The sequence below is a fragment of the Micromonospora sp. WMMD961 genome, assembly GCF_029626145.1.
In the GTDB taxonomy this organism is placed as follows: domain Bacteria; phylum Actinomycetota; class Actinomycetes; order Mycobacteriales; family Micromonosporaceae; genus Micromonospora.
This window is the reverse complement of sequence record NZ_JARUBJ010000002.1, coordinates 6314768-6333297: the sequence shown is the minus strand read 5'-3', so window position 1 is coordinate 6333297 and position 18530 is coordinate 6314768. Positions and strand designations below refer to the sequence as shown.

Annotated in this window: 19 protein-coding genes and 1 pseudogene; 10 read left to right on the top strand and 10 right to left on the bottom strand. The window is 71.3% G+C overall.

Going from position 1 to position 18530, the window contains the following annotated elements; all coding sequences use genetic code 11:
• The first annotated feature begins 49 nt into the window (after positions 1–49).
• Positions 50–250 (top strand): hypothetical protein, encoded by a 201-nt coding sequence (locus O7614_RS28895; RefSeq protein ID WP_278141547.1) that lies wholly within the window; start codon positions 50–52, stop codon positions 248–250.
• Between the two features lie 489 nt (positions 251–739).
• Here the strand turns inward: O7614_RS28895 and O7614_RS28890 are convergent, their stop codons facing one another.
• The 3 genes from O7614_RS28890 to O7614_RS28880 are packed head-to-tail and all read right to left on the bottom strand — an operon-like array spanning position 740 to position 3451.
• Positions 740–1624 (bottom strand): ABC transporter permease, encoded by an 885-nt coding sequence (locus tag O7614_RS28890; RefSeq protein ID WP_278141546.1) that lies wholly within the window; start codon positions 1622–1624, stop codon positions 740–742.
• A complete protein-coding gene (locus O7614_RS28885) occupies positions 1614–2390 on the bottom strand; it encodes an ABC transporter ATP-binding protein (RefSeq protein WP_278141545.1) in 777 nt (258 codons plus the stop codon). Before O7614_RS28885 ends, O7614_RS28890 begins: the two co-directional genes overlap by 11 nt.
• On the bottom strand, positions 2387–3451 hold the full coding sequence (locus tag O7614_RS28880; RefSeq protein ID WP_278141544.1) for an ABC transporter substrate-binding protein: 1065 nt from the start codon (positions 3449–3451) through the stop codon (positions 2387–2389). Before O7614_RS28880 ends, O7614_RS28885 begins: the two co-directional genes overlap by 4 nt.
• A gap of 173 nt (positions 3452–3624) precedes the next feature.
• On the opposite strand from O7614_RS28880, the pseudogene O7614_RS28875 reads away from it, so the two are divergent.
• The 4 genes and pseudogenes from O7614_RS28875 to nudC form a co-directional block, all read left to right on the top strand.
• A pseudogene (locus O7614_RS28875) lies at positions 3625–3826 on the top strand (alkanesulfonate monooxygenase); the annotation flags it as partial.
• 10 nt (positions 3827–3836) lie between these two features.
• Positions 3837–5144, top strand: a complete 1308-nt coding sequence (locus O7614_RS28870; protein WP_278141543.1) for a pitrilysin family protein — start codon at positions 3837–3839, stop codon at positions 5142–5144.
• A gap of 55 nt (positions 5145–5199) precedes the next feature.
• Positions 5200–6543: a pitrilysin family protein gene (locus O7614_RS28865; protein ID WP_278141542.1), complete on the top strand. Its 1344-nt coding sequence runs from the start codon at positions 5200–5202 to the stop codon at positions 6541–6543.
• Entirely contained in the window at positions 6540–7499 is a 960-nt protein-coding gene (nudC, locus tag O7614_RS28860) for an NAD(+) diphosphatase (RefSeq protein WP_278141541.1), read from the top strand. Before O7614_RS28865 ends, nudC begins: the two co-directional genes overlap by 4 nt.
• 127 nt (positions 7500–7626) lie before the next feature.
• Here the strand turns inward: nudC and O7614_RS28855 are convergent, their stop codons facing one another.
• The 3 genes from O7614_RS28855 to O7614_RS28845 all read right to left on the bottom strand — a co-directional run bounded on the left by O7614_RS28855 (position 7627) and on the right by O7614_RS28845 (position 9410).
• Positions 7627–7902, bottom strand: a complete 276-nt coding sequence (locus O7614_RS28855) for a hypothetical protein (RefSeq protein WP_278141540.1) — start codon at positions 7900–7902, stop codon at positions 7627–7629.
• A gap of 213 nt (positions 7903–8115) precedes the next feature.
• Positions 8116–8355: a DUF397 domain-containing protein gene (locus O7614_RS28850; RefSeq protein ID WP_278141539.1), complete on the bottom strand. Its 240-nt coding sequence runs from the start codon at positions 8353–8355 to the stop codon at positions 8116–8118.
• A 74-nt stretch (positions 8356–8429) separates the two neighbouring features.
• Positions 8430–9410: a helix-turn-helix transcriptional regulator gene (locus O7614_RS28845; RefSeq protein WP_278141538.1), complete on the bottom strand. Its 981-nt coding sequence runs from the start codon at positions 9408–9410 to the stop codon at positions 8430–8432.
• A 216-nt stretch (positions 9411–9626) separates the two neighbouring features.
• On the opposite strand from O7614_RS28845, the gene O7614_RS28840 reads away from it, so the two are divergent.
• Positions 9627–10922, top strand: coding sequence for an MFS transporter (locus O7614_RS28840; protein WP_278141537.1), 1296 nt, complete (start codon positions 9627–9629; stop codon positions 10920–10922).
• A gap of 68 nt (positions 10923–10990) precedes the next feature.
• Here the strand turns inward: O7614_RS28840 and O7614_RS28835 are convergent, their stop codons facing one another.
• A complete protein-coding gene (locus O7614_RS28835; protein ID WP_278141536.1) occupies positions 10991–11233 on the bottom strand; it encodes a mycoredoxin in 243 nt (80 codons plus the stop codon).
• A 92-nt stretch (positions 11234–11325) separates the two neighbouring features.
• Here O7614_RS28835 and O7614_RS28830 point away from each other — a divergent pair, with 92 nt between their 5' ends.
• The 3 genes from O7614_RS28830 (at position 11326) to O7614_RS28820 (ending at position 14356) form a co-directional block, all read left to right on the top strand.
• A complete protein-coding gene (locus O7614_RS28830) occupies positions 11326–13491 on the top strand; it encodes an ATP-dependent DNA helicase UvrD2 (RefSeq protein WP_278141535.1) in 2166 nt (721 codons plus the stop codon).
• 121 nt (positions 13492–13612) lie between these two features.
• The gene (locus O7614_RS28825) at positions 13613–13861 is read left to right on the top strand and encodes a hypothetical protein (RefSeq protein WP_278141534.1); all 249 of its coding nucleotides are present in this window, start codon (positions 13613–13615) and stop codon (positions 13859–13861) included.
• A gap of 129 nt (positions 13862–13990) precedes the next feature.
• Positions 13991–14356, top strand: a complete 366-nt coding sequence (locus tag O7614_RS28820) for a WhiB family transcriptional regulator (RefSeq protein WP_030490434.1) — start codon at positions 13991–13993, stop codon at positions 14354–14356.
• A 293-nt stretch (positions 14357–14649) separates the two neighbouring features.
• Here O7614_RS28820 and O7614_RS28815 read toward each other — a convergent pair whose 3' ends face one another.
• The 3 genes from O7614_RS28815 to O7614_RS28805 all read right to left on the bottom strand — a co-directional run bounded on the left by O7614_RS28815 (position 14650) and on the right by O7614_RS28805 (position 17479).
• Positions 14650–15996, bottom strand: a complete 1347-nt coding sequence (locus O7614_RS28815) for an AarF/ABC1/UbiB kinase family protein (protein ID WP_278141533.1) — start codon at positions 15994–15996, stop codon at positions 14650–14652.
• A complete protein-coding gene (locus O7614_RS28810) occupies positions 15993–17105 on the bottom strand; it encodes a TOMM precursor leader peptide-binding protein (RefSeq protein ID WP_278141532.1) in 1113 nt (370 codons plus the stop codon). Before O7614_RS28810 ends, O7614_RS28815 begins: the two co-directional genes overlap by 4 nt.
• A gap of 203 nt (positions 17106–17308) precedes the next feature.
• Positions 17309–17479 carry a DUF5679 domain-containing protein gene (locus O7614_RS28805; protein ID WP_167457767.1) on the bottom strand — a complete coding sequence of 57 codons (171 nt, stop codon included), beginning with the start codon at positions 17477–17479 and terminating at the stop codon, positions 17309–17311.
• Between the two features lie 514 nt (positions 17480–17993).
• Here O7614_RS28805 and O7614_RS28800 point away from each other — a divergent pair.
• A complete protein-coding gene (locus tag O7614_RS28800) occupies positions 17994–18524 on the top strand; it encodes a M48 family metallopeptidase (protein WP_278141531.1) in 531 nt (176 codons plus the stop codon).
• Positions 18525–18530: the final 6 nt, after the last annotated feature.

The window sequence follows — 18530 nt, the reverse complement described above, 5'->3', positions numbered from 1 at the left end:
TGACCACCGGGGGATGTCGGGCGGGGGGCCCGGCACGGGAGGGGTGACCATGGCGGGCGAAGCCGGCTCGGGTGCACTGCGGGAACTGATCCTGGTGGTCGCGGTCGCGCTCGCCGGGCTGCTGCTCGCCATGGTTGCGGCCTTCGCGCCCTGGCACGCCACCCCGGCGGGTAACGCTCCGGCGGGTCTGGTGGAGCTGCGCGGCCCCGGCGACCAGGGCACCGGCCCGGCGGTCGCACACGTGGGTTGACCAGCGACCGGCCGACCGGCGCCGGCGGAGGGGCAGGCCCGGTCAGGATCGGTACGAGATGTGGTCGGGTCGGCGGGGCACCGACCCGACCACATCACCTCGTCGGCCATTGTTGTGCCAAAGGACGACGCAGGCGTTTCACAGCCCTGCATGATCGCGCTCGAACCAGGAAGTAGGGCCCTCCCAACCGGGACGAGGCCACTAGGGCCTGTTTCATAAGGGCGGTCGAGCCGAGGCGGAGTCCGGACGGCGATCCGGCAAGGCGCGGTTTCGTCCGGATACCGGTGTTGTATCCGGACGAAACCGCAACGCCGCCGGGCGTCGTCCGGGCCCGCCGCAGGCCGGCCAGTTCTTATGAAACAGGCCCTAGCTCCATGATCGAGCGCGATCATCCGGGTGGGAGCGCCCCGCATCGCTCTCGCCGTCGCCGCCACCACCGGCGAGCATCGCCCGGAGCGCGTAGTCGCAGCGCGCGGAGCCGTGCACGGGTCAGTTGCCCGCCTGGTCGAGCACGCCCCAGCGCCGTCGGATCGCCTTGTCGGCCGCGCCGAAGGCGGCGTCCACGCCGAGCCCGAGCACCAGGATGACGATCATGGTGGAGAGCAGCCAGGGCGCGTCGGACAATTCGCGGGAGTAGGTCAGCTGTGCGCCGAGCGAGGTCTGCGAGATGCCGACCACGATCAGTTCACCGGCCATCAGGCTGCGCCAGGAGAACGCCCACCCCTGCTTGAGCCCGGCGACGATCGCCGGTAGGGCGGCCGGCGCGATGACGTACCGGTAGAGGTCGAGACCTCGGGCGCCGAGGTTGCGACCGGCCCGCAGCAGCAGCGGCGGCACGTAGTCCACACCGGAGATCACCCCGTTGGCGATGGACGGGGCGGCACCGAGCACCACCACGAAGAAGATCGCCTTCTCGCTCAGCTCGAAGAGCAGGATCGCCAGCGGGAACCAGGCGATCGACGGCATGGTCTGCAACGCGGTGATCATCGAGCCGATGGCGGCCCGGAGCACCTTCGACCGGGCCACCGCCAAGCCCAGCAGCAGGCCGACCGCGACCGAGAAGACGTAGCCGACCGCGGCGCGCCGCAGGGTGGTGAGCAGGCCCTCCCAGAGCTGCGGGCCCTGGGCCTGGGCGGCCAGCTCACGGCCGACCTCCAGCGGCCCGGGCAGGGAGTACGGCGGCTTCCAGCCCGACCAGACCACCACCTGCCAGGCCGCGATGGCGATGACCAGCGCCGCCAGCTTGGGCCAGGTGGCCGCCCAGATCCGGGCACCTCGGGAGACCTCGGTGTCCCGTCCGGCGATCTCCAGTGCGTCCAGGCCGGAGATCTGCGCGTCGGTACGCGCGGCGCTGGCAAGGGTGTCATTGGCCATGGCGGCCCACCTCCGTACGGAGCCGCTCGGTGACCTCGGCGGCGATGGCGGCGACCTCGGGGGAGTCGATCCGTCGGGGGCGCGGGACGTCCACCTCGGTGGAGTAGATGATCCGGCCCGGGCAGCTGGAGAGCAGGATGATCCGGTCGGCCAGCCGGGCGGCCTCGCGGACGTTGTGCGTCACGAAGAGCACCGAGAGTCTGCGTTCGGACCAAATCCGTTCCAGCTCGTCGTGCAGGATGTCCCGGGTCATCGCGTCCAGCGCGCCGAACGGCTCGTCCATCAGCAGCACCGGGGTGTCCAGGGCCAGCGTGCGGGCCAGCGCGACGCGTTGCCGCATGCCGCCGGAGAGCTCGTGGGGGCGCTTTCGGCCGAAGTCCGCCAGGTGCACCGTACGCAGCAGTTCGGCCACGCGCTCGCGCCGCCTGGCCCGGGGCAACCGGCGCAGCTTCAGTGGCACCTCCACGTTGCCGTCGACGGTCAGCCAGGGAAACAGCGCCGGCTCCTGGAACATCAGCCCCGGGTTGGCGTCACCGGCCAGCGTGATCTGCCCGCCGCTGGGCCGGTCCAGACCGGCGACCAGGTTCAGCAGCGTGCTCTTGCCGCAGCCGGAGGCACCGACCAGGCAGACGAACTCGCCGGGTGCGACGTCCAGCGACACACCGTCGAGGGCCAGGACGGCGTTCGCCCCGCGCCCGTACACCTTGGTCACGCCGGAGAGCGCGACCGCTGTGGTCGCGCTCTGCGGCGTCGTCGTCGACGTCATGGCTGGACGACCTCGGGCCGGCCGGCGGCCTTGAGCGCGTTGTTGAGGTACGTCAGGTCGTAGAGGCCGTCGAGGTCGACCGGCTCGGTCAGCTTGACGTCGACGGCGTGGTCGAGGCCGGCCTTGAGCGAGGTCGCGATCGGGTCGTTGGTGAACTCCAACGTCGGCCACGCCTGCTTGATGAGCTTCAGGTCCAGCGGCTTGCCGGTGATCTTCCCGATCGCGTCGGAGATGGCCTGCTGGGCCTCCTCGGGCTTGCTGTTGACGAACTCGTTCGCGGCCACCTGGCCGTCGACCAGCTTCTGTACGACGTCCGGGTGCGCCTTGAGGAACTTCGTGCTGACCAGCAGGTTGGTGATGACGAACTTCTTGTCCGGCCACAGGTCGCGCTCGTCGACGAGCACCTTGCCGCCGGCGTTGACCAGGCGGGAGACGAACGGCTCGGGCACCCAGGCACCGTCGATCGCGCCGCTGTTGAACGTCTCGACCGTCTGCGCGTTCTCCTGCGGCACGATCTTGACGTCGCCGCCGCCCTCCTTCGTGGTGGTCAGCCCCTGCTGCTTGAGCCAGTACCGGATCGCCACGTCCTGGGTGTTGCCCAGCTGCGGGGTGGCGATCTTCTTGCCCTTCAGGTCCTGCACGCCGGTGATGGCGGGCTTGACCACCAGGGCCACGCCGCCGGAGGCCGCGCCGGAGACGACCCGGACGGCCTCACCCCTGGACTTGGAGAAGGCGTTCACGGTCGGGTTCGGACCGATGTAGGTGGCGTCCAGCGCGCCGGAGAAGACGGCCTCGATGGCGGCCGGCCCGGCGTTGAAGGTCTTCGGGTCCAGCTTCACGTTCGCGCCGAGCTTCTCGGCGAAGATGCCCTTCTCCACTCCGACGACCGCCGGCGCGTGGGTGATGTTGGGGAAGTAGCCGAGGCGCAACGTCACCCGGCCGGAGCTCCCGCTCGCGCCCTCGCTGTCGTCGCCGCACGCGGCGGTGCTGCCCAGGGTCGCCGCGCCGAGGGCGGCGAGGGTGGCCAGGGTGACCATCCGGCGCAGGGGGGACCGTCTCATCGTCCATCCAATCCGCAGTATTCCTACTTAGTTGGTAGGAAGACTGGGCGAGCCTCTGGTCAGCGTCAAGAGTCACCCACATGGCGGGACTTCGCCTCTCAGTCATGTCGGTAATTCCGACCAGCCTTATAGGTCTTATGGTGCTCGGGGGCCGACCAGAGAAGCAACTCCGCACCGCGCTGGTCGGCAGCTACGCCGAGGTGGCGGCCCGGATCGACGAGTACGCGTCGCTCGGCGTCGACGAGTTCGTCCTCTCCGCGGTGGGCGCACCGCGAGGAGGCCGAGCGGGTCGATGCCGAGGTGCTGCCTCTGGTCACCACCCCGGTCGCGGCCGCTCCGGGAAGGTCGCAGGTGGTGGGGGTGTCGACGCGCTAGGGTCGATCCCGTGGCGCGGAGATCAAGAATTCCAGCGACGAAGTATCCGGTCGAGCGGTTCACCCTCGACAACGGCCTGCGGGTGGTGCTCACCCCCGATCGCAGTGCCCCGGTGATCGGGGTGGCGGTGGTCTACGACGTCGGCATCCGCTCCGAGCCGGAGGGGCGCACCGGCTTCGCCCACCTCTTCGAGCACCTGATGTTCCAGGGCTCGGAGAACCTGGAGAAGCTGGCCCACTTCCGGCACGTGCAGGGCGCGGGCGGCACCTTCAACGGCTCCACCCATCTGGACTACACCGACTATTTCGAGACGCTGCCGAGCAACGCGCTGGAACGCGCGCTGTTCCTGGAGGCGGACCGGATGCGTGGCCCCCGGCTGACCGAGGAGAACCTGCGCAACCAGGTCGACGTGGTCAAGGAGGAGATCCGGGTCAACGTCCTCAACCGGCCGTACGGCGGCTTCCCCTGGCTGACCCTGCCGCCGGTCATGTTCGACACGTTCCCGAACGCGCACGACGGCTACGGCTCCTTCGACGACCTGGAGTCGGCGACCGTCGCCGACGCCGCGGACTTCTTCCGCCGCTACTACGCCAGCGGCAACGCGGTCCTGGCCGTCAGCGGTGACATCGACGTGGCCGAGGCGACCGAGCTGGTCACCCGGCACTTCGGGGACGTGCCGGCCCGGCTGGCGCCGCAACGGCCCGACTTCACCGAGCCCGACCTGACCGCCGAGCGGCGCACCTCGTACACCGACGCTTTGGCCCCGCTGCCGGCGGTGGCCGGCGCCTGGCGCGTGCCCGACCCGATCAGCGACTTCACCGGCTACCTGCCGTACGTGGTGCTGGCCGAGGTGCTCACCGACGGCGACGCCTCGCGGCTCGTCGAACGGCTGGTGCAGCGCGACCGCATGGTGACCAGCCTCGGCGGATATCTCGGTTTCATGGGTGACCCGTTCGACGTCCGTGACCCCACCGCGCTGCTGTTGCAGGCGCACCTGCCGCCCGGGGGCGACGTGGACAAGGTGCTGCGCACCATCGACGAGGAGCTGGACCGGCTGGCCACCGACGGGCTGACCGACGGTGAGCTGGACCGCACCCAGGCCCGCATGGCGACCCACCTGTTGCGCGACACCGACGCGGTGCTCGGCCGCGCGCTGCGGATGGCCGTGCTGGAGCAGCAGCGCGGCGAACCGGGCCTGCTCAACGAGTTGCCCCGACTGGTCGGCGAGGTCACCGAGGAGCAGGTCCGGGCCGCCGCGGCCACCCTGCGGCCGGAACGCCGGGCCGCGATCGAGGTCATCCCCGGGGGTGTTCGGTGAGCGCGAGGAGTGAGCCGGTCCTGCGAGCCCCGCAGTCGCGAAAGAAGGAGACACGGTGAGTGTGAGCACTGCTCCCGCTGGACCGCGCACGTTGCCCCCGCTGGGGCCGACCCGCAAGCTCAAGGTGCCGAAGCAGGCCGAGCGCACGCTGCGCAACGGCCTCACCGTGATCGCCGTTCGCCGGCCCGCCGTGCCCCTGGTCGAGCTGCGGCTCTGGGTGCCGTTCGGCCGGGTCCACCTGGCCCGGGGGGCGATGCTCTCGCAGACGATGCTCTCCGGCACCGAGTCGAAGACCAGTGTGCAACTCGCCGCCGAGTTGCAGAAGGTGGGCGGCGGACTCTCCGCGGGCGTCGACCCGGACCGGCTGATGCTCTCCGGCGCCGGGCTGGTCACCGGCCTGGACCGGATGCTGGAGTTGCTGGCCGAGGTGCTGACCAGCGCCAACTACCCGAGCGACGAGGTCGCCACCGAACGGGACCGACTGGTCGACCGGATCCAGGTGGCGCAGAGCCAGCCGGCGCACCTGGCCCGGGAGGCGCTGCTGAAGCGGATCTACGGCCGTCACCCGTACGCGACGCAGACCCCGGAGCCGGGCCAGATCCGCGCCGTCCGACCGGCGGCACTGCGCACCCTGCACGAGGAGCGGGTCCATCCGGCCGGCGCACAGTTGGTGCTGGTCGGCGACGTGCAGCCGGAGAAGGCACTGGACGCGGCCGAGCGGGCGCTCGGCGGCTGGGCCGGCGCCGGGCGGATCGCCGAACTGCCGGTCACCCCGCCGTTGGAGCCGGGGCCGCTGCTGCTGGTCGACCGGCCCGGCTCGGTGCAGTCCTCGCTGCGGATCGCGCTTCCGGCGGTGTCCCGCACCGACCCCGACCACGCCCCGCTGCAACTGGCCAACCTGATCTTCGGGGGCTACTTCTCCTCCCGGTGGGTGGAGAACATCCGCGAGGACAAGGGCTACACGTACGGCCCGCACTCGGGGATCGAGCACTCCGTCGCCGGGTCGGTGCTGGTCGCCTCCGCCGAGGTGGCCACCGAGGTCACCGGTCCGGCCCTGCTGGAGACGACGTACGAGCTGGGTCGGCTGGCGTCGCTGCCACCGAAGCCCGAGGAGTTGGAGCAGGCCCGTCAGTACGCCCTGGGCACTCTCCAGCTCGGCATGTCCACCCAGGCCGGGCTGGCGGCGTTGACCAGCGCGTACGCGGGCAACGGGCTGCGCCTGGACTTCCTCGCCGAGTACGCGGCGAGGTTGGCGAAGGCGAGCATCGACGACGTCGCGCGGGTGGGTGCACGGTATCTGGCACCGGCTCGGGCGGCGGTCGTGGTGCTCGGTGACGCGGAGCGGGTGACTCCGGCTCTGGCCGCGCTGACCACGGTCCACACCGAGCCACCAGCGTGAGTGGGGAGGCGGCGCCGCCGTTGGCGCGCTCCACGTTGGATCGGGCGGCGCACCGGCGGGGTGACTCGGCCTGGTTGACCGAGGCGTGGCTGCGGGCCCGGGTGTTGCTGCTCGACTCGACCGACGACGGTCGGGCGTTGGCCCGTACCGACGCCTCGCCTCCGGCGCTGGTGTTGTTCGGTGCGGCCGACGTGCCGGCCGGGTCCGAGTCGGTGGCGATGTTCCTCGGCGTGGAGCCGGACGGGGTGCCGGTCTTCGCGGTCGACGCGCCGCTGCCGGCGATACCGGGGACCCGGGCGGTCAACCTGCGCGAGGTCGGTCACCTGCTGACCGACCGCGAGGCGGGCATCTTCACCACCGCGTTGGCGTTGCTCAACTGGCACACCCGGCACGGCTACTCGACGAGCACCGGGGCGCCGACCGCGATGGACGAGGCCGGTTGGTCCCGGGTGGACCGCAATGGTGGGCGGATCTGGCCGCGTACCGACCCGGCCATGATCGTCCTGGTGCACGACGGCGTGGACGGCCCCGACGGGCGTTGCCTGCTCGGCAACAACGCCGGTTGGCCGGGCACCCCCGGCGGTCGGCGCTACTCCTGCCTGGCCGGCTATGTCGAGCCGGGCGAGTCCGCGGAGGCCGCCGTGCTGCGCGAGGTCCGCGAGGAGGTGGGCATCGCGGTCGACCGCATCGGGTACGTGGGCAGCCAGGCGTGGCCGTTCCCCGGCTCGCTGATGCTGGGCTTCCTGGCCACCGCCGACCCGGCTGATCCGGTGCAGGTCGACCCGTCCGAGATCGCGTACGCCAGGTGGTTCTCGCGCCGGGAGATCGGGGCTGCGCTGGCCGGGCAGACGGTGGACGTGGGTGACGGCGCGCAGTTGATCTTGCCCCCACCGTCGTCGATCGCGCTGTTCCTCATCCACCGGTGGCTGGACGGTTGGGTGGGCGCGGACCGTTGAGGCACGGTCCCGACCCGTGGCCGCCGTTGCCGCGGCGGTCACGGGCCGGGAACACGGGCCGTCGTGGTCGGGGGTGCGATGAACGCGGCGGGGGAGCCGGTCCGACCACGACGGACGTCTCGTCGAATCAGGTTGCGGTGGGCCCCGGTCTGTGTCGGAAGGCGGCCCGGGGTTCGGCCAACGGCAGAACCTTGACCCGTTGCTTGCCGGCGCGGACCGCGCCGACCGTGGCGAGGGCGCGGGCCAGCAGGAGCGCGGCGTCCCGGTCCTCGGCGTGCACGATCTGCCGTCGCGGCTCGGGCGTGGTCGTCTCGTCGCGAAGTCGGTGGCCGTCGGCCCAGGCGGCGGCGATGTCCCCGTCGGCGACGGCGCGGATGTCGGTGCGAACGATCAGGAACCGCATGAGGGTCTCCGGATGAACCGCGACGAATGAGCTGGTGTGGAAGTTCCACGTACCCGAGGGCTATGTTACGCCCCGTGTTCGTCCCAGCAACTGAAACGCGCCTATCGGTCCCGAGCGTCGTCCGATCAGCGGATGCTGCCCAACGGGGTCGGTAGGCCCGTACGACGACGGGGCCGCCGGCAACGCGCCGACGGCCCCGTACCGGTCACCGGATCAGTTCAAGTCGAACTGTCCCTTCTTCGCGCCGCCGATGAAACCGAGCCATCCCGCACGGTTGAACAGCAGCACCGGACCGCCTCGGTCCTTGCTGTCCCGCAGGGCGACGGCCGACGGGCCGGTGCCGAGCGGGGCGACCTCCACGCAGTTGGAGGTCTGGCTGCGTGTGCTGGTACGCCACGGGGCATCCGCCAGCGAGTGGGCGGAGACGGACGGCGTGTTGTGGATGTCGTTCATGGTTCTGCTCCTGATGTGAAGCGATCCGATGGGACGAGTGGTGCCGCACGCCCCGACGGAGGGTCCCCCGTGGATCACCGATCCGTCAGCCGCCCCGAGTCCCGGCGGCGTTGGGTCGGCGCCGTTGCCGGCCCGAATGCCACTGTGGATGGGGGCACCGCCTCGGTCAGCCGTCCCGTCGCCTCGATCAGCCAGGAGAGGGTGTCCGAGGCGTTTAGTGCCGCCGTGCATAGCCACTCGAACACCACTTTATAGCGATTTAGCGTGATTGCCTCGGTCGACATGACATCGGTGAAGCCACCTTCGATCGCGAGCGTCTCCGGATCGAGGGGATCGGCGAACCGGTAGACGGAGAACGCCGTCGGCGGGAGGTACCAATTGCCGATCTGGGTGTCCCGCAGCAGCACGTGCAGCGTGACGTTGGGCAGCAGGGCCAGCTCGCAGAGCTGGAGCAACTGCTCGTGCAGCACCTCGGGTGGCCCGGCGCGGCGGCCGAGAGCGGCCTCCTCCAGCACTGCTGTGTATCGCGGCGCGTAAGGCTCACGGGTCAGCAGCGACTGACGGGCCAGCCGGGCCTGCACCTCGGTCTCCGGCTCGTCGTCGGGCTCCGGCTCGCCCGCGCCCGCGCCCACCTGCCGGGCCGAGACGATCCGGACCTGGGCGTAGCCCGGGGTCTGCAACAGGCCGGGCACCAGTGTCGGGTTGTACTCGGAGATCTCCGCGCAGCCCGCCTCCAACTCGGCCCAGCTGCGCTGCTGCTGCGTCATCACCGGGAAGTTCTTCAACCAGCCGCGCATGTCACCGGCCTCGCTGGTGATGCCGAGCAACTCGTCGCGCACCGCCTGGTCGGCGCCGTAGAGATTCAGCAGGTCGCCCACGTCCTGCGGGTCCGGTCGGCTGCGGCCATTCTCCAGTCGCGACAGTTTGGACGCGGAGGCCCAACCGATACGCTCGATTACCTGGTCGCCGGTGAGACCTGCGGCCTCCCGCAGGCGGCGCAACTCGACGCCCAACCGGCGACGACGCAGGATCGGGCTGGGTGCGGCAGGAGGCACAGTGTCCTCTTTCCCGTCGACCGCCGCAGACGCGACGGTAACTGTATGAAATTCGCCCCCCACGGTCAGTATGGACGGCGCGGCCGACGTCGGAGGTTCCCGGCGGGGGCGTGTCTTACGAAAATCGGACCACGGGAATGCCAGCCGACGACGGACCCGCGGTCGCGACCCGTCGACCTCGCCCACCTGGGCACGCCATCCCGCCGGAGGAACCCCATGCGCACCGTCCTGCGCCGACCCGACTTCCGCCTGCTCTTCGGCGGCCTGCTGGCCAGCATGACCGCCGAGTCGATCCTGCTGCTCGCGCTCGCCATCTGGGTGAAGGATCTGACTGGTTCGGACGGGTTGGCCGGCGCGACCATCTTCGCCGTCATCGCGCCGATGATGCTGGCACCGCTCGTCGGCTGGTTCGTCGACAGGTATCCGCGCCGTCCGTTCTTCGTGGCCGCGAACGTGGTCACCGCCGCCCTGCTCATCCCGCTGTTCACCGTCCGGGACGCGGGAGACGTCTGGGTCGTCTACCTGGTGGCCGCCCTGTACGGGCTGTCGTCCATCACGCTCGGCGCGGCGCTCAGCGGGCTCATCCGGGAGTTGGTGCCGGTCGAGCTGCTGGCCGAGGCGAACGGCCTGTTGCAGACCGTACGCCAGGGGATGCGGTTGATAGGTCCGCTGGCCGGCGCGGCGCTCTACGCGGCGCTCGGCGGAGGGGCGTTGGCCGGGATCGGGATCGTCGGATTTCTGACCGCCGCGGCGGTGGTCACCGCCCTGCCCACCCCACCGCAGGTGCCATCGACAGTGCGGCTGCGCTGGCCGGCAGAGCTGGGCGCAGGTCTGCGGCACCTGGCCGGTGAGCCGGCCCTGCGTCGCGCCCTGCTCGGCTACGGGTTGGGATCGCTGGTGATGGGTTTCAGCGAGTCGCTCATCTTCGCCTACGTCGATCAGGGGTTGAACCGTGATGCCGCATTCGTGGGCGTGCTGGTCACCGTGCAGGGCGTCGGCGGGCTGCTCGGCGGGCTCTGCTCACCGGCGCTGGTCCGCAGGCTCGGGGAGGTCGGCACCCTGGCCGCCGGGGTCGCCTTCTTCTCCCCGGCCGCGCTGGCGCTCGCGTACCCCGATATCCGGCTCGGCTTCGCGGCCGTGCTGCTGGCCGGCGTCTCGATCCCGCTGACGATGGTCGGGCTGCACACGCTGATCCAGCGTCGGACGCCGCCCACGCTGGTCGGCCGGGTCGCCGCGGCCACCCAGGCGGTGGTCAGTGGGCCGCAGGCGTTCTCCATCGGGGCGGGTGCCCTTCTGGTCGGGTTCCTGGACTACCGGATGCTGTTCGCGCTGGTCGGGCTGGCCACCCTGATCGCCGGCAGTTATCTCTGGCGGGGCCGGCACCTGAGCACCCCGGCCGGCACCCGTCGACCGACGCCGGCCCGCCCGGGGATCCCGGCCCCCCGGCGACCGGCCGAGGACAGCGCCGGCCGACCCGTGGCGACCGGCCCCCACCGGCCGCCACCAGGTTGACCGGCCCCCGACACACGGCGAGCGGCCGCCCGGGTGGGGCGGCCGCTCGCCGACGGTGAACTGGCCGGTCAGGCAGTGAGGGTCTCCAGGTGCTGCTTGACCTGGTTGATCGAGGGATTCGTCAGGGCGCTGCCGTCGTCGAAGCGCAGGGTCGGCACCGTCTGGTTGCCGCCGTTGACGCTCATCACGAACTCCGCGGCCTTCGGGTCCTGCTCGATGTCGACCACCTCGTAACCGATGCCCTCCCGGTCGAGCTGCGACTTCAGCCGGTGGCAGTAGCCGCACCAGGGGGTGGAATACATCGTCAACACGGTCGGATCCTCCAACTCCTCCGGCCGCGGCTTGCCGATCAAGCCGAGGCCGTTCGCTGCAACGCTGCGGGTAGCTGAGATGATTCCTGGTTGTGGTGGTTCACTCAGCGTCGGAACAGGTGCTCGCCGGGCTGGACCCGGAGCAGCGCGCCGCCGTGACCGCCCCCGCCGGCCCGGTCTGCATCCTGGCCGGCGCGGGCACCGGCAAGACCCGGGCGATCACCTCCCGGATCGCCCACCGGGCACTCTCCGGTGAGATATCCCCCCGGCACGTCCTCGCGGTCACCTTCACCGCCCGCGCCGCCGCCGAGATGCGGAGCCGACTCAGCGTCCTCGGGGTGGGCGGCGTCCAGGCGCGTACGTTCCACGCCGCCGCGTTGCGGCAGGTGCGGTACTTCGCGCCCCGTCTCCTGGCCGGCCGCGCCATGCCCGAGTTGCTGGACAGCAAGGTGCGACTCGTCACCCTCGCCGCGGCCCGGGTCGGCCTGCGCGCCGACCGCGCCGCCGCCCGCGACCTGGCCGGCGAGATCGAGTGGGCGAAGTCGTCGCTGGTCGAGCCGTCTGACTACGTGGTGTCCGCTGCCCGGGCGTTGCGCGACACCCCGCACGAGCCGGCGAAGGTGGCCGACGTGTTCACCGCGTACGAGCAGCTCAAGCGTTCGAACGGCGTGATCGACTTCGAGGACATGCTGCGTGCCGCGGTGTGGGGGATCGAGGAGCACTCGGACGTCGGCGAGCAGGTCCGCGGCCAGTACCGGCACTTCGTGGTCGACGAGTACCAGGACGTCAACCCGCTCCAGCAGCGGTTGCTCGACGCCTGGCTGGGCGGCCGCAACGACCTGACCGTGGTCGGCGACGCCAGCCAGACGATCTACTCGTTCACGGGGGCGACATCGGCGTATCTCGTCGACTTCCCCCGCCGGCACCGCAACGCCACAGTGGTCCGGCTGGTCCGCGACTACCGCTCCACCCCACAGGTGGTCGGGCTGGCCAACGCGGTGATCTCCCAGGCCCGAGGCACCGAGGCGCGCCTGCGCCTGGAGTTGAGCGGCCAGCGCCCACCCGGCCCCGAGCCGGACCTGCGAATCTTCACCGACGAGCCGGCCGAGGCGAACGCGGTGGCTGCCCGCTGCCGGGCGCTGATCGACGCGGGCACACCGGCGAAGGAGATCGCCGTGCTGTTCCGGGTCAACGCGCAGTCTGAGGCGTACGAGAAGGCGCTCACCGAGGCCTCGGTGCCGTACGTCGTGCAGGGCGCGGAGCGGTTCTTCGAGCGGGCCGAGGTGCGTCAGGCGATGGTCGCGTTGCGCGCCGCCACCCGGTCCATCCCCGGGGAGACGCCGCTGCCGGCCGCCGTCGTCGAGGCGCTCACCGCCGTCGGCTGGGCCCCGGACGCACCCCCGGCCGGTGGCGCCGCCCGCGAACGCTGGGAGGCGCTGTCCGCGCTGGTCCAACTCTCCGAGGAGTACGCGGCCAGCCCCGAGGTGGTGCCGATCGGCGAGGCCGCGTCGGTGGAACGCCCCGTCACCCTCTCCGACTTCACCGAGGAGCTGGCCCGCCGCGCCGCCCAGCAGCACGTACCGACGGTGGACGGGGTGACCCTCGCCTCGCTGCACTCGGCCAAGGGGCTGGAATGGGACGCCGTCTTCCTGGTCGGCCTCGCCGAGGGCACCATGCCCACCACGTACGCGAAGACGGTCGAGCAGGTCGAGGAGGAGCGTCGGCTGCTCTACGTCGGGATCACCCGCGCGCGGCAGTGGCTCTGGCTGTCGTACGCCGCCGCACGCTCGCCGGGCGGGCGGGCCCGGCGGCCGTCGCGTTTCCTGCCCCAGTTGGACCGCTCCGGCGGCGCGGAGCGGGCGGCCGGCGGCACCGGTCCGGCCCGCCGTGCCGAGCGGCGTCGGACCCAGATCGTCTCCTGCCGGATCTGTGGCGCCACCCTGCTCGCCGGCCCGGACCGCAAGCTCGGACGCTGCCCCACCTGCCCGTCGGACATCGACGACGAGCTGCACGAACGGCTGCGCGAGTGGCGGCAACGGGTGGCCGCGGCGCAGAAGGTCCCCGCCTACGTGGTCTTCACCGACGCGACGCTGATCGCGTTGGCGGAGCGGCGGCCCGGACGGTCCGAGGAGCTGATCGCCATCGCCGGTATCGGCCCCCGCAAGCTGGGTCTTTACGGGGAGTCGGTGCTGGCGCTGGTGGGGGGCGCGGGGGTGGACGACGTCTGCCCGGAGAAAACTTTCGAAATCTCGTCGTAAATTCGTTTGCCCTCGCCCCGGCGCGAGGAATAGCCTCAGGACACACCACGCGAGCGGCGCCATTCCGGCTGCTCACGGGGGTTGGTTCAGTCGAGTCGAGGAACGTGAGGGAGGTGGCACCGTGAAGATCTTCACCTATGAGCGTCTGGCGGCGATGCCGTCTGTCCACGCTCCGCTGTCGGCTGTCCGGGTGGCCCTCACGGCTGCACGACCGTCGGTTCCGCAGGTGCACCAGGTTCAGGCCGAGCTGACCCTGACCGTCGCGCCCGTCGGAGTCGAGGGGACCAGTGGCTTCACGGGCAATGGCATCCAGGTCGCCAAGAAGCGCATGGATGTCCGCGGCGTTCCACCTCGAGGTAGACCGGTCTGACCATCAGACACCGGCTCACCTCGAGGCCGCGGAACCCGTAACCGGGATCCGCGGCCTCAATTTTTTGCCCGCCGTAAGTACGTCGGAATGCGATCCACGAGATCGAAGTGAGAGAGAGGTGACCGGGAGATGAGTCTGGCGTTGGCCCCCCTCGACATGAGCGTCGAGATGGAGGCGAACCTGCCCTGCCGGAAGTTCGACCCCGACCTGTGGTTCTCCGACTCGCCCACCGAGCTCGAGCTGGCCAAGTCGCTCTGCGGGGACTGCCCGCTGCGCGTCGAATGCCTGGCTGGAGCCGTTGAGCGAGCGGAGCCCTGGGGCGTCTGGGGCGGCGAGATCTTCGAGCGTGGCGCGGTCGTCCCGCGTAAGCGGCCCCGTGGCCGTCCGCGTAAGGAGGACGTCGCCCGTGACGCCGAGCTTCGGGTCGAGGCCGAGGCGCGCCTGGCGGCCAGTGGGCTGTCCGAGGTGCGTGGCGCGGTCCGGCTGGCAGCCTGACATGTTCCCGATCCGTACCAACTACGCCGGTGTCACGCCGGCAGTGAGCGAGAAGACGATGTTCAACGCCCCGAGTGGAGCCTTCGAGATGCAACTACTCCACGAAGCGTTGTCCCGGGCTCGAATGCTCCGGCCTCAGGCCGGTCGTACCACCACGAGCACTGAGGCAACCCGATCCGCCCGTACCGTCGCCATGAACAGCCGCCACCAGTCGGCGCGCGACCTGGGCGCTCTCTAGTACCACTACACGCAGAAGGGCGGGTGCCGACCGGCACCCGCCCTTCGTCACGTCGTCAGGCGACCGGCGCGAAGCCGGGCAGCCAGCGCTCCAGGATGCTGCGGTACGGAGCCTTCGCCTCCAACTGGCACAGCACCCCGATCGACCCGAGCGTCACCCGGTGGATCAGCAGGTACGACGGCGGCAGGTTGAGTTGCCTGCTCAGCTGGTACGTGGGGGAGCGGGGGCTGGCCAGTCGGCCCGCCTCGGCCCGCAGCCAGGCCCGGGTGAACCGGAACCCGTCCGCCGCGATGGGCTCCAGCATCGGACGGATGAAGTCGAGCACGCCCTCGGCGTCGATCTCCTCGGCGGAGCCGATGAAGCCCTCCGCGCGCAGCCCCGCCACCACCTCGTCGGCGTCGCCGCGCAGGGCTGTCGCGGCGATGCGACCGATCGGCTCCGGCGTGCCCTCCGGCATCCGGGCCACCGCGCCGAAGTCGATCACCCCGAGTCGGCCGTCGGGCAGCAGCCGGAAGTTGCCCGGGTGCGGGTCGGCGTGCAGCAGCCCGGCCCGCTGCGGAGCGGAGAGGTGCAGGGTGGCCATCAACCGGCCCGCCTCGTCCCGCTCCTCCTCGGTGCCCTCGCGAATGATGTCGGCCAGCGGGGTGCCCGTCACCCACTCGGTGACCAGCACCCGGGGCGCCGCGTTGATCACCTGCGGGATGTAGATCTCCGGGTCGTCGGCGTACGCGGCCGCGAAGGCGCGCTGCGACTCGGCCTCCAGCTCGTAGTCCAGCTCCTCGGTGATCCGTTCGCGCAGCTCGACCAGGAGCGGCTTGACGTCCAGGCCGGGCTGGATGGCCCGGAACATCCCGCCCAGGCGGGAGAGCTGCTTGAGGTCGCTGAGCAGCGCCTCGCCGGCACCCGGATACTGGATCTTGACCGCGACGTCGCGGCTGTTCGGCGCACCCGACTCGTCGAACCCCGGCTCCCGCCACCGGGCCCGGTGCACCTGGCCGATGCTGGCGGCGGCGGCCGGGGTGTCGTCGAACTCCACGAACAGGTCCCGCCAGTCGGGGCCGAGCTGCTCGGCCAGCACCTTGTGCACGCTGGCCGCCGGCAGCGGTGGTGCCGCCTCCTGGAGCTTCGTGAGCGCCTGACGGTAGGGCGCGGCGATCTCCTCCGGCAGCGCCGCCTCGAAGACCGACAGCGCCTGACCGAACTTCATCGCCCCGCCCTTGAGCTGGCCCAACACGCTGAACAGCTGCTCGGCGGTGCGCTGCTGGATCTCCGCGGAGATCACGTCGGAGGCGAGCCCGGTGACGCGCTTTCCCATGCCGAGGACCGTCCGGCCGGCGAAGCCGAGCGGTAGGGCGGCGAGCTTGGCGGTGCGGGACACGGCGCGGCGCGGGATGTCGGTCACCCGGTCATTGTTACCGACCGAAGGGCTCCGCTGCTGGTCTGCGCCCGGGCTGGTGCGGACACTCGGCCCCGGGAACATCCACAGGCCGGGTGCGGCGGCCATCCCCGACGACGGAAACGGCCGGCACCGGTGATCTCCATGGCACCGCCCAGCGTCTCGGGCTGACCTCCGTCGAGCTGCGTCAGCGCCTCGGCCAGCGCGTACCCGATGGCGGCGAGCAGCGTGCTGGTAGCGCCGGTGGCGACCGGTTCGGTGGCCGCGAGCTGAGCGGCGAGCCGGGGCCAGTCCGGGTCGCGGTCGGCCCGGTGCAGCTCGACACAGTGCAGGCAGGGCCCGGCCGGTGGGCGAACCAGCGGCCCGATGACCGGTACGCCCTCGCGGAGGGTGACCAGCAGGTGTGGCTGCCGCCGCTGGGCGAGGCCTGCGGCGAGCAACGCGGGTGGCCGGTCCGTGCCGAGCTGGATCACCAGGTCCGTCCGGCCGCCCCTGGCCGCGCGGGTGCCGGTGCCCGGGGCGACGCGGTTGACGGCAGCGCGCACCGCCGGTGCCAGCGGGTGGCCCAGCTCGGTGGCGGGGATGCCGGTGCCGACCAGGTCGACGGGACGTACCGGGCCGGTGAGCTGGGGGACCACCTGCCCGACGCCGGCCTGGGCCAACGCCACCGTCAACGACCCGCCGAGCGCCCCGGTGCCGGTGAGCGCCACCCGGGCGGTTCGCCGCCGACGCAGGACCTGCGCGGGGGTGCCGGGCAGTCGGGCCGCGATCAGGGCCAGAGCGCCCGCCTCCGCCGCGAGTCGGGCGCGGACCGGGCCGGCGAGGTCACGAGGGAGCAGGGTGTGCGCGGGCACCAGCAGACCGGCCGTACGCAGGGCGTCGAGCAGCGTGCGCGCCTCGTCGGCGGTGACCCGCACGGTGGCTGCCTGCGCCAGCACGGTGCGCTCGCTGCGCGTGCCGTCGATCAGGTCGAGCAGATAGGCGGCCCGGGGGTTGGCCAGTTCCAGGAGCACGGCGGGGCCCGGCCCGACGCCGAGCTGGAGGGTGTGCCGGTCCCGCCAGAGCCGGTTGAGGCCGGGCAGCAGTGTGGGGCGGGGCAGTGCGGTGCGGCTCATGGTCGCTGATCGTGATCGCAACTTAGCGTTCGGTCGATCGTTGTCCACAGGCACTCAGGCCTCTGTCCAGCCTTGTCCACAGGTTTGGCTGGGTTTTCCACAGCCCGCCGGGGCGGCTGTCGGTCACCCGACATCTGCGGGCGGTGCCGGACGGCAACGGGGCGGGGCAGCCACCGGCCGCCCCGCCCCGTCAGCCGTACGGGTCAGACCTTGGCCTTGCCCAGGATGCGGTTCACTGTTGTCCCGCATACCGGACACTTGCCCTTGGCCATGTTCATTCCGGTCTTCGAGACCTCGACGTGCCCCTCGAAGTCCCGCTTCTCCTTGCACTTCACGCAGTAACCGTTGTAGGTCGTCTGGGCCTGGTCGGCCACGGTGCCCTCCTCGTCTCGTCCGCCGGTCGATGCCGTCCCGGCGGGGGTGCCCGGCGGCGGGCCACGCGGGGCGCCGGCGCTGGGTATCACTCCGCGGCCACCTTCGTGACCGCTGGTCCGCGGACCCTACCCAGGTCTGGGCAGTTCCATGTCAGCTGTGCATCGACACTGTGAGCAAGTCGACGTCGAGAGTGTGCACGGCGAAATAGGTCGGATAAGTCAGTTTGGCGGGGACACGCCGACCAAACCCTCACAGCCACCCGTGCGGGTGCCCCTGCGGCTGCGTCCAGGACGGCGATCACCTACGGTGAGAGGGTGTCGCGTAACACCGCCCTCGGCATTCACGAAGGGTGACGAGACGGCCGGACGGCGTCGCTGTCAAGAAATTTTCCGGACGCCTGGCGACCAATCACCACTTTCCGGGCGCGTGTCGCGCGGTTGACTCTTGCGGACCCCTGGTCAGTACGCATTAGCTTTCCCTCGTGACACGTAGCCGAGGCTGCGCGGGCCAGTGATGGCGGGGACGCGTAAGCCGGTCGTCGAAGTGCGGCGCAGCCAGCGCCGACGACGCACGGTGTCTGCGTACCGTGACGGTGAGCGGGTCGTCGTCCTCATCCCGGACCAGTTCTCCCGCGCCGAGGAGAGCGAGTGGGTCGACCGGATGCTCGCCCGGCTCGCCGCCCGGGAGGGGCGCCTGGCCCGCTCCGACGCCGAGTTGCTGGCCCGGGCCACCCGGCTCCTCGACCTCCACCTCGCCGAATACGCCTCCAAGGCGGTGCCGGCCAGCGTCCGCTGGGTCACCAACCAGAACGGCCGGTGGGGCTCCTGCACGCCCGCCGACCGCAGCATCCGGATCTCGCACCGGGTCCAGGAAATGCCCGACTGGGTGATCGACTACGTGTTGCTGCACGAGTTGACGCACCTCATCGTGCCCAGCCACAACGCCCGCTTCTGGGCGCTGGTCGGCCGCTATCCCAAGGCGGAACGCGCCCGCGGCTACCTCGAAGGCGTAGCCGCCGCCTCCTGCGCGCCCCTCGCCACCTGATCCGCT

What these genes read in the sequence shown, in the direction of transcription:
- O7614_RS28895 (WP_278141547.1), top strand. Translation starts at nt 50, where the DNA reads ATGGCGGGCGAAGCCGGCTCGGGTGCACTGCGGGAACTGATCCTGGTG.
- O7614_RS28890 (WP_278141546.1), bottom strand. Translation starts at nt 1,624, where the DNA reads ATGGCCAATGACACCCTTGCCAGCGCCGCGCGTACCGACGCGCAGATC.
- O7614_RS28885 (WP_278141545.1), bottom strand. Translation starts at nt 2,390, where the DNA reads ATGACGTCGACGACGACGCCGCAGAGCGCGACCACAGCGGTCGCGCTC.
- O7614_RS28880 (WP_278141544.1), bottom strand. Translation starts at nt 3,451, where the DNA reads ATGAGACGGTCCCCCCTGCGCCGGATGGTCACCCTGGCCACCCTCGCC.
- O7614_RS28855 (WP_278141540.1), bottom strand. Translation starts at nt 7,902, where the DNA reads ATGCGGTTCCTGATCGTTCGCACCGACATCCGCGCCGTCGCCGACGGG.
- O7614_RS28850 (WP_278141539.1), bottom strand. Translation starts at nt 8,355, where the DNA reads ATGAACGACATCCACAACACGCCGTCCGTCTCCGCCCACTCGCTGGCG.
- O7614_RS28840 (WP_278141537.1), top strand. Translation starts at nt 9,627, where the DNA reads ATGCGCACCGTCCTGCGCCGACCCGACTTCCGCCTGCTCTTCGGCGGC.
- O7614_RS28820 (WP_030490434.1), top strand. Translation starts at nt 13,991, where the DNA reads ATGAGTCTGGCGTTGGCCCCCCTCGACATGAGCGTCGAGATGGAGGCG.
- O7614_RS28810 (WP_278141532.1), bottom strand. Translation starts at nt 17,105, where the DNA reads ATGAGCCGCACCGCACTGCCCCGCCCCACACTGCTGCCCGGCCTCAAC.
- O7614_RS28800 (WP_278141531.1), top strand. Translation starts at nt 17,994, where the DNA reads ATGGCGGGGACGCGTAAGCCGGTCGTCGAAGTGCGGCGCAGCCAGCGC.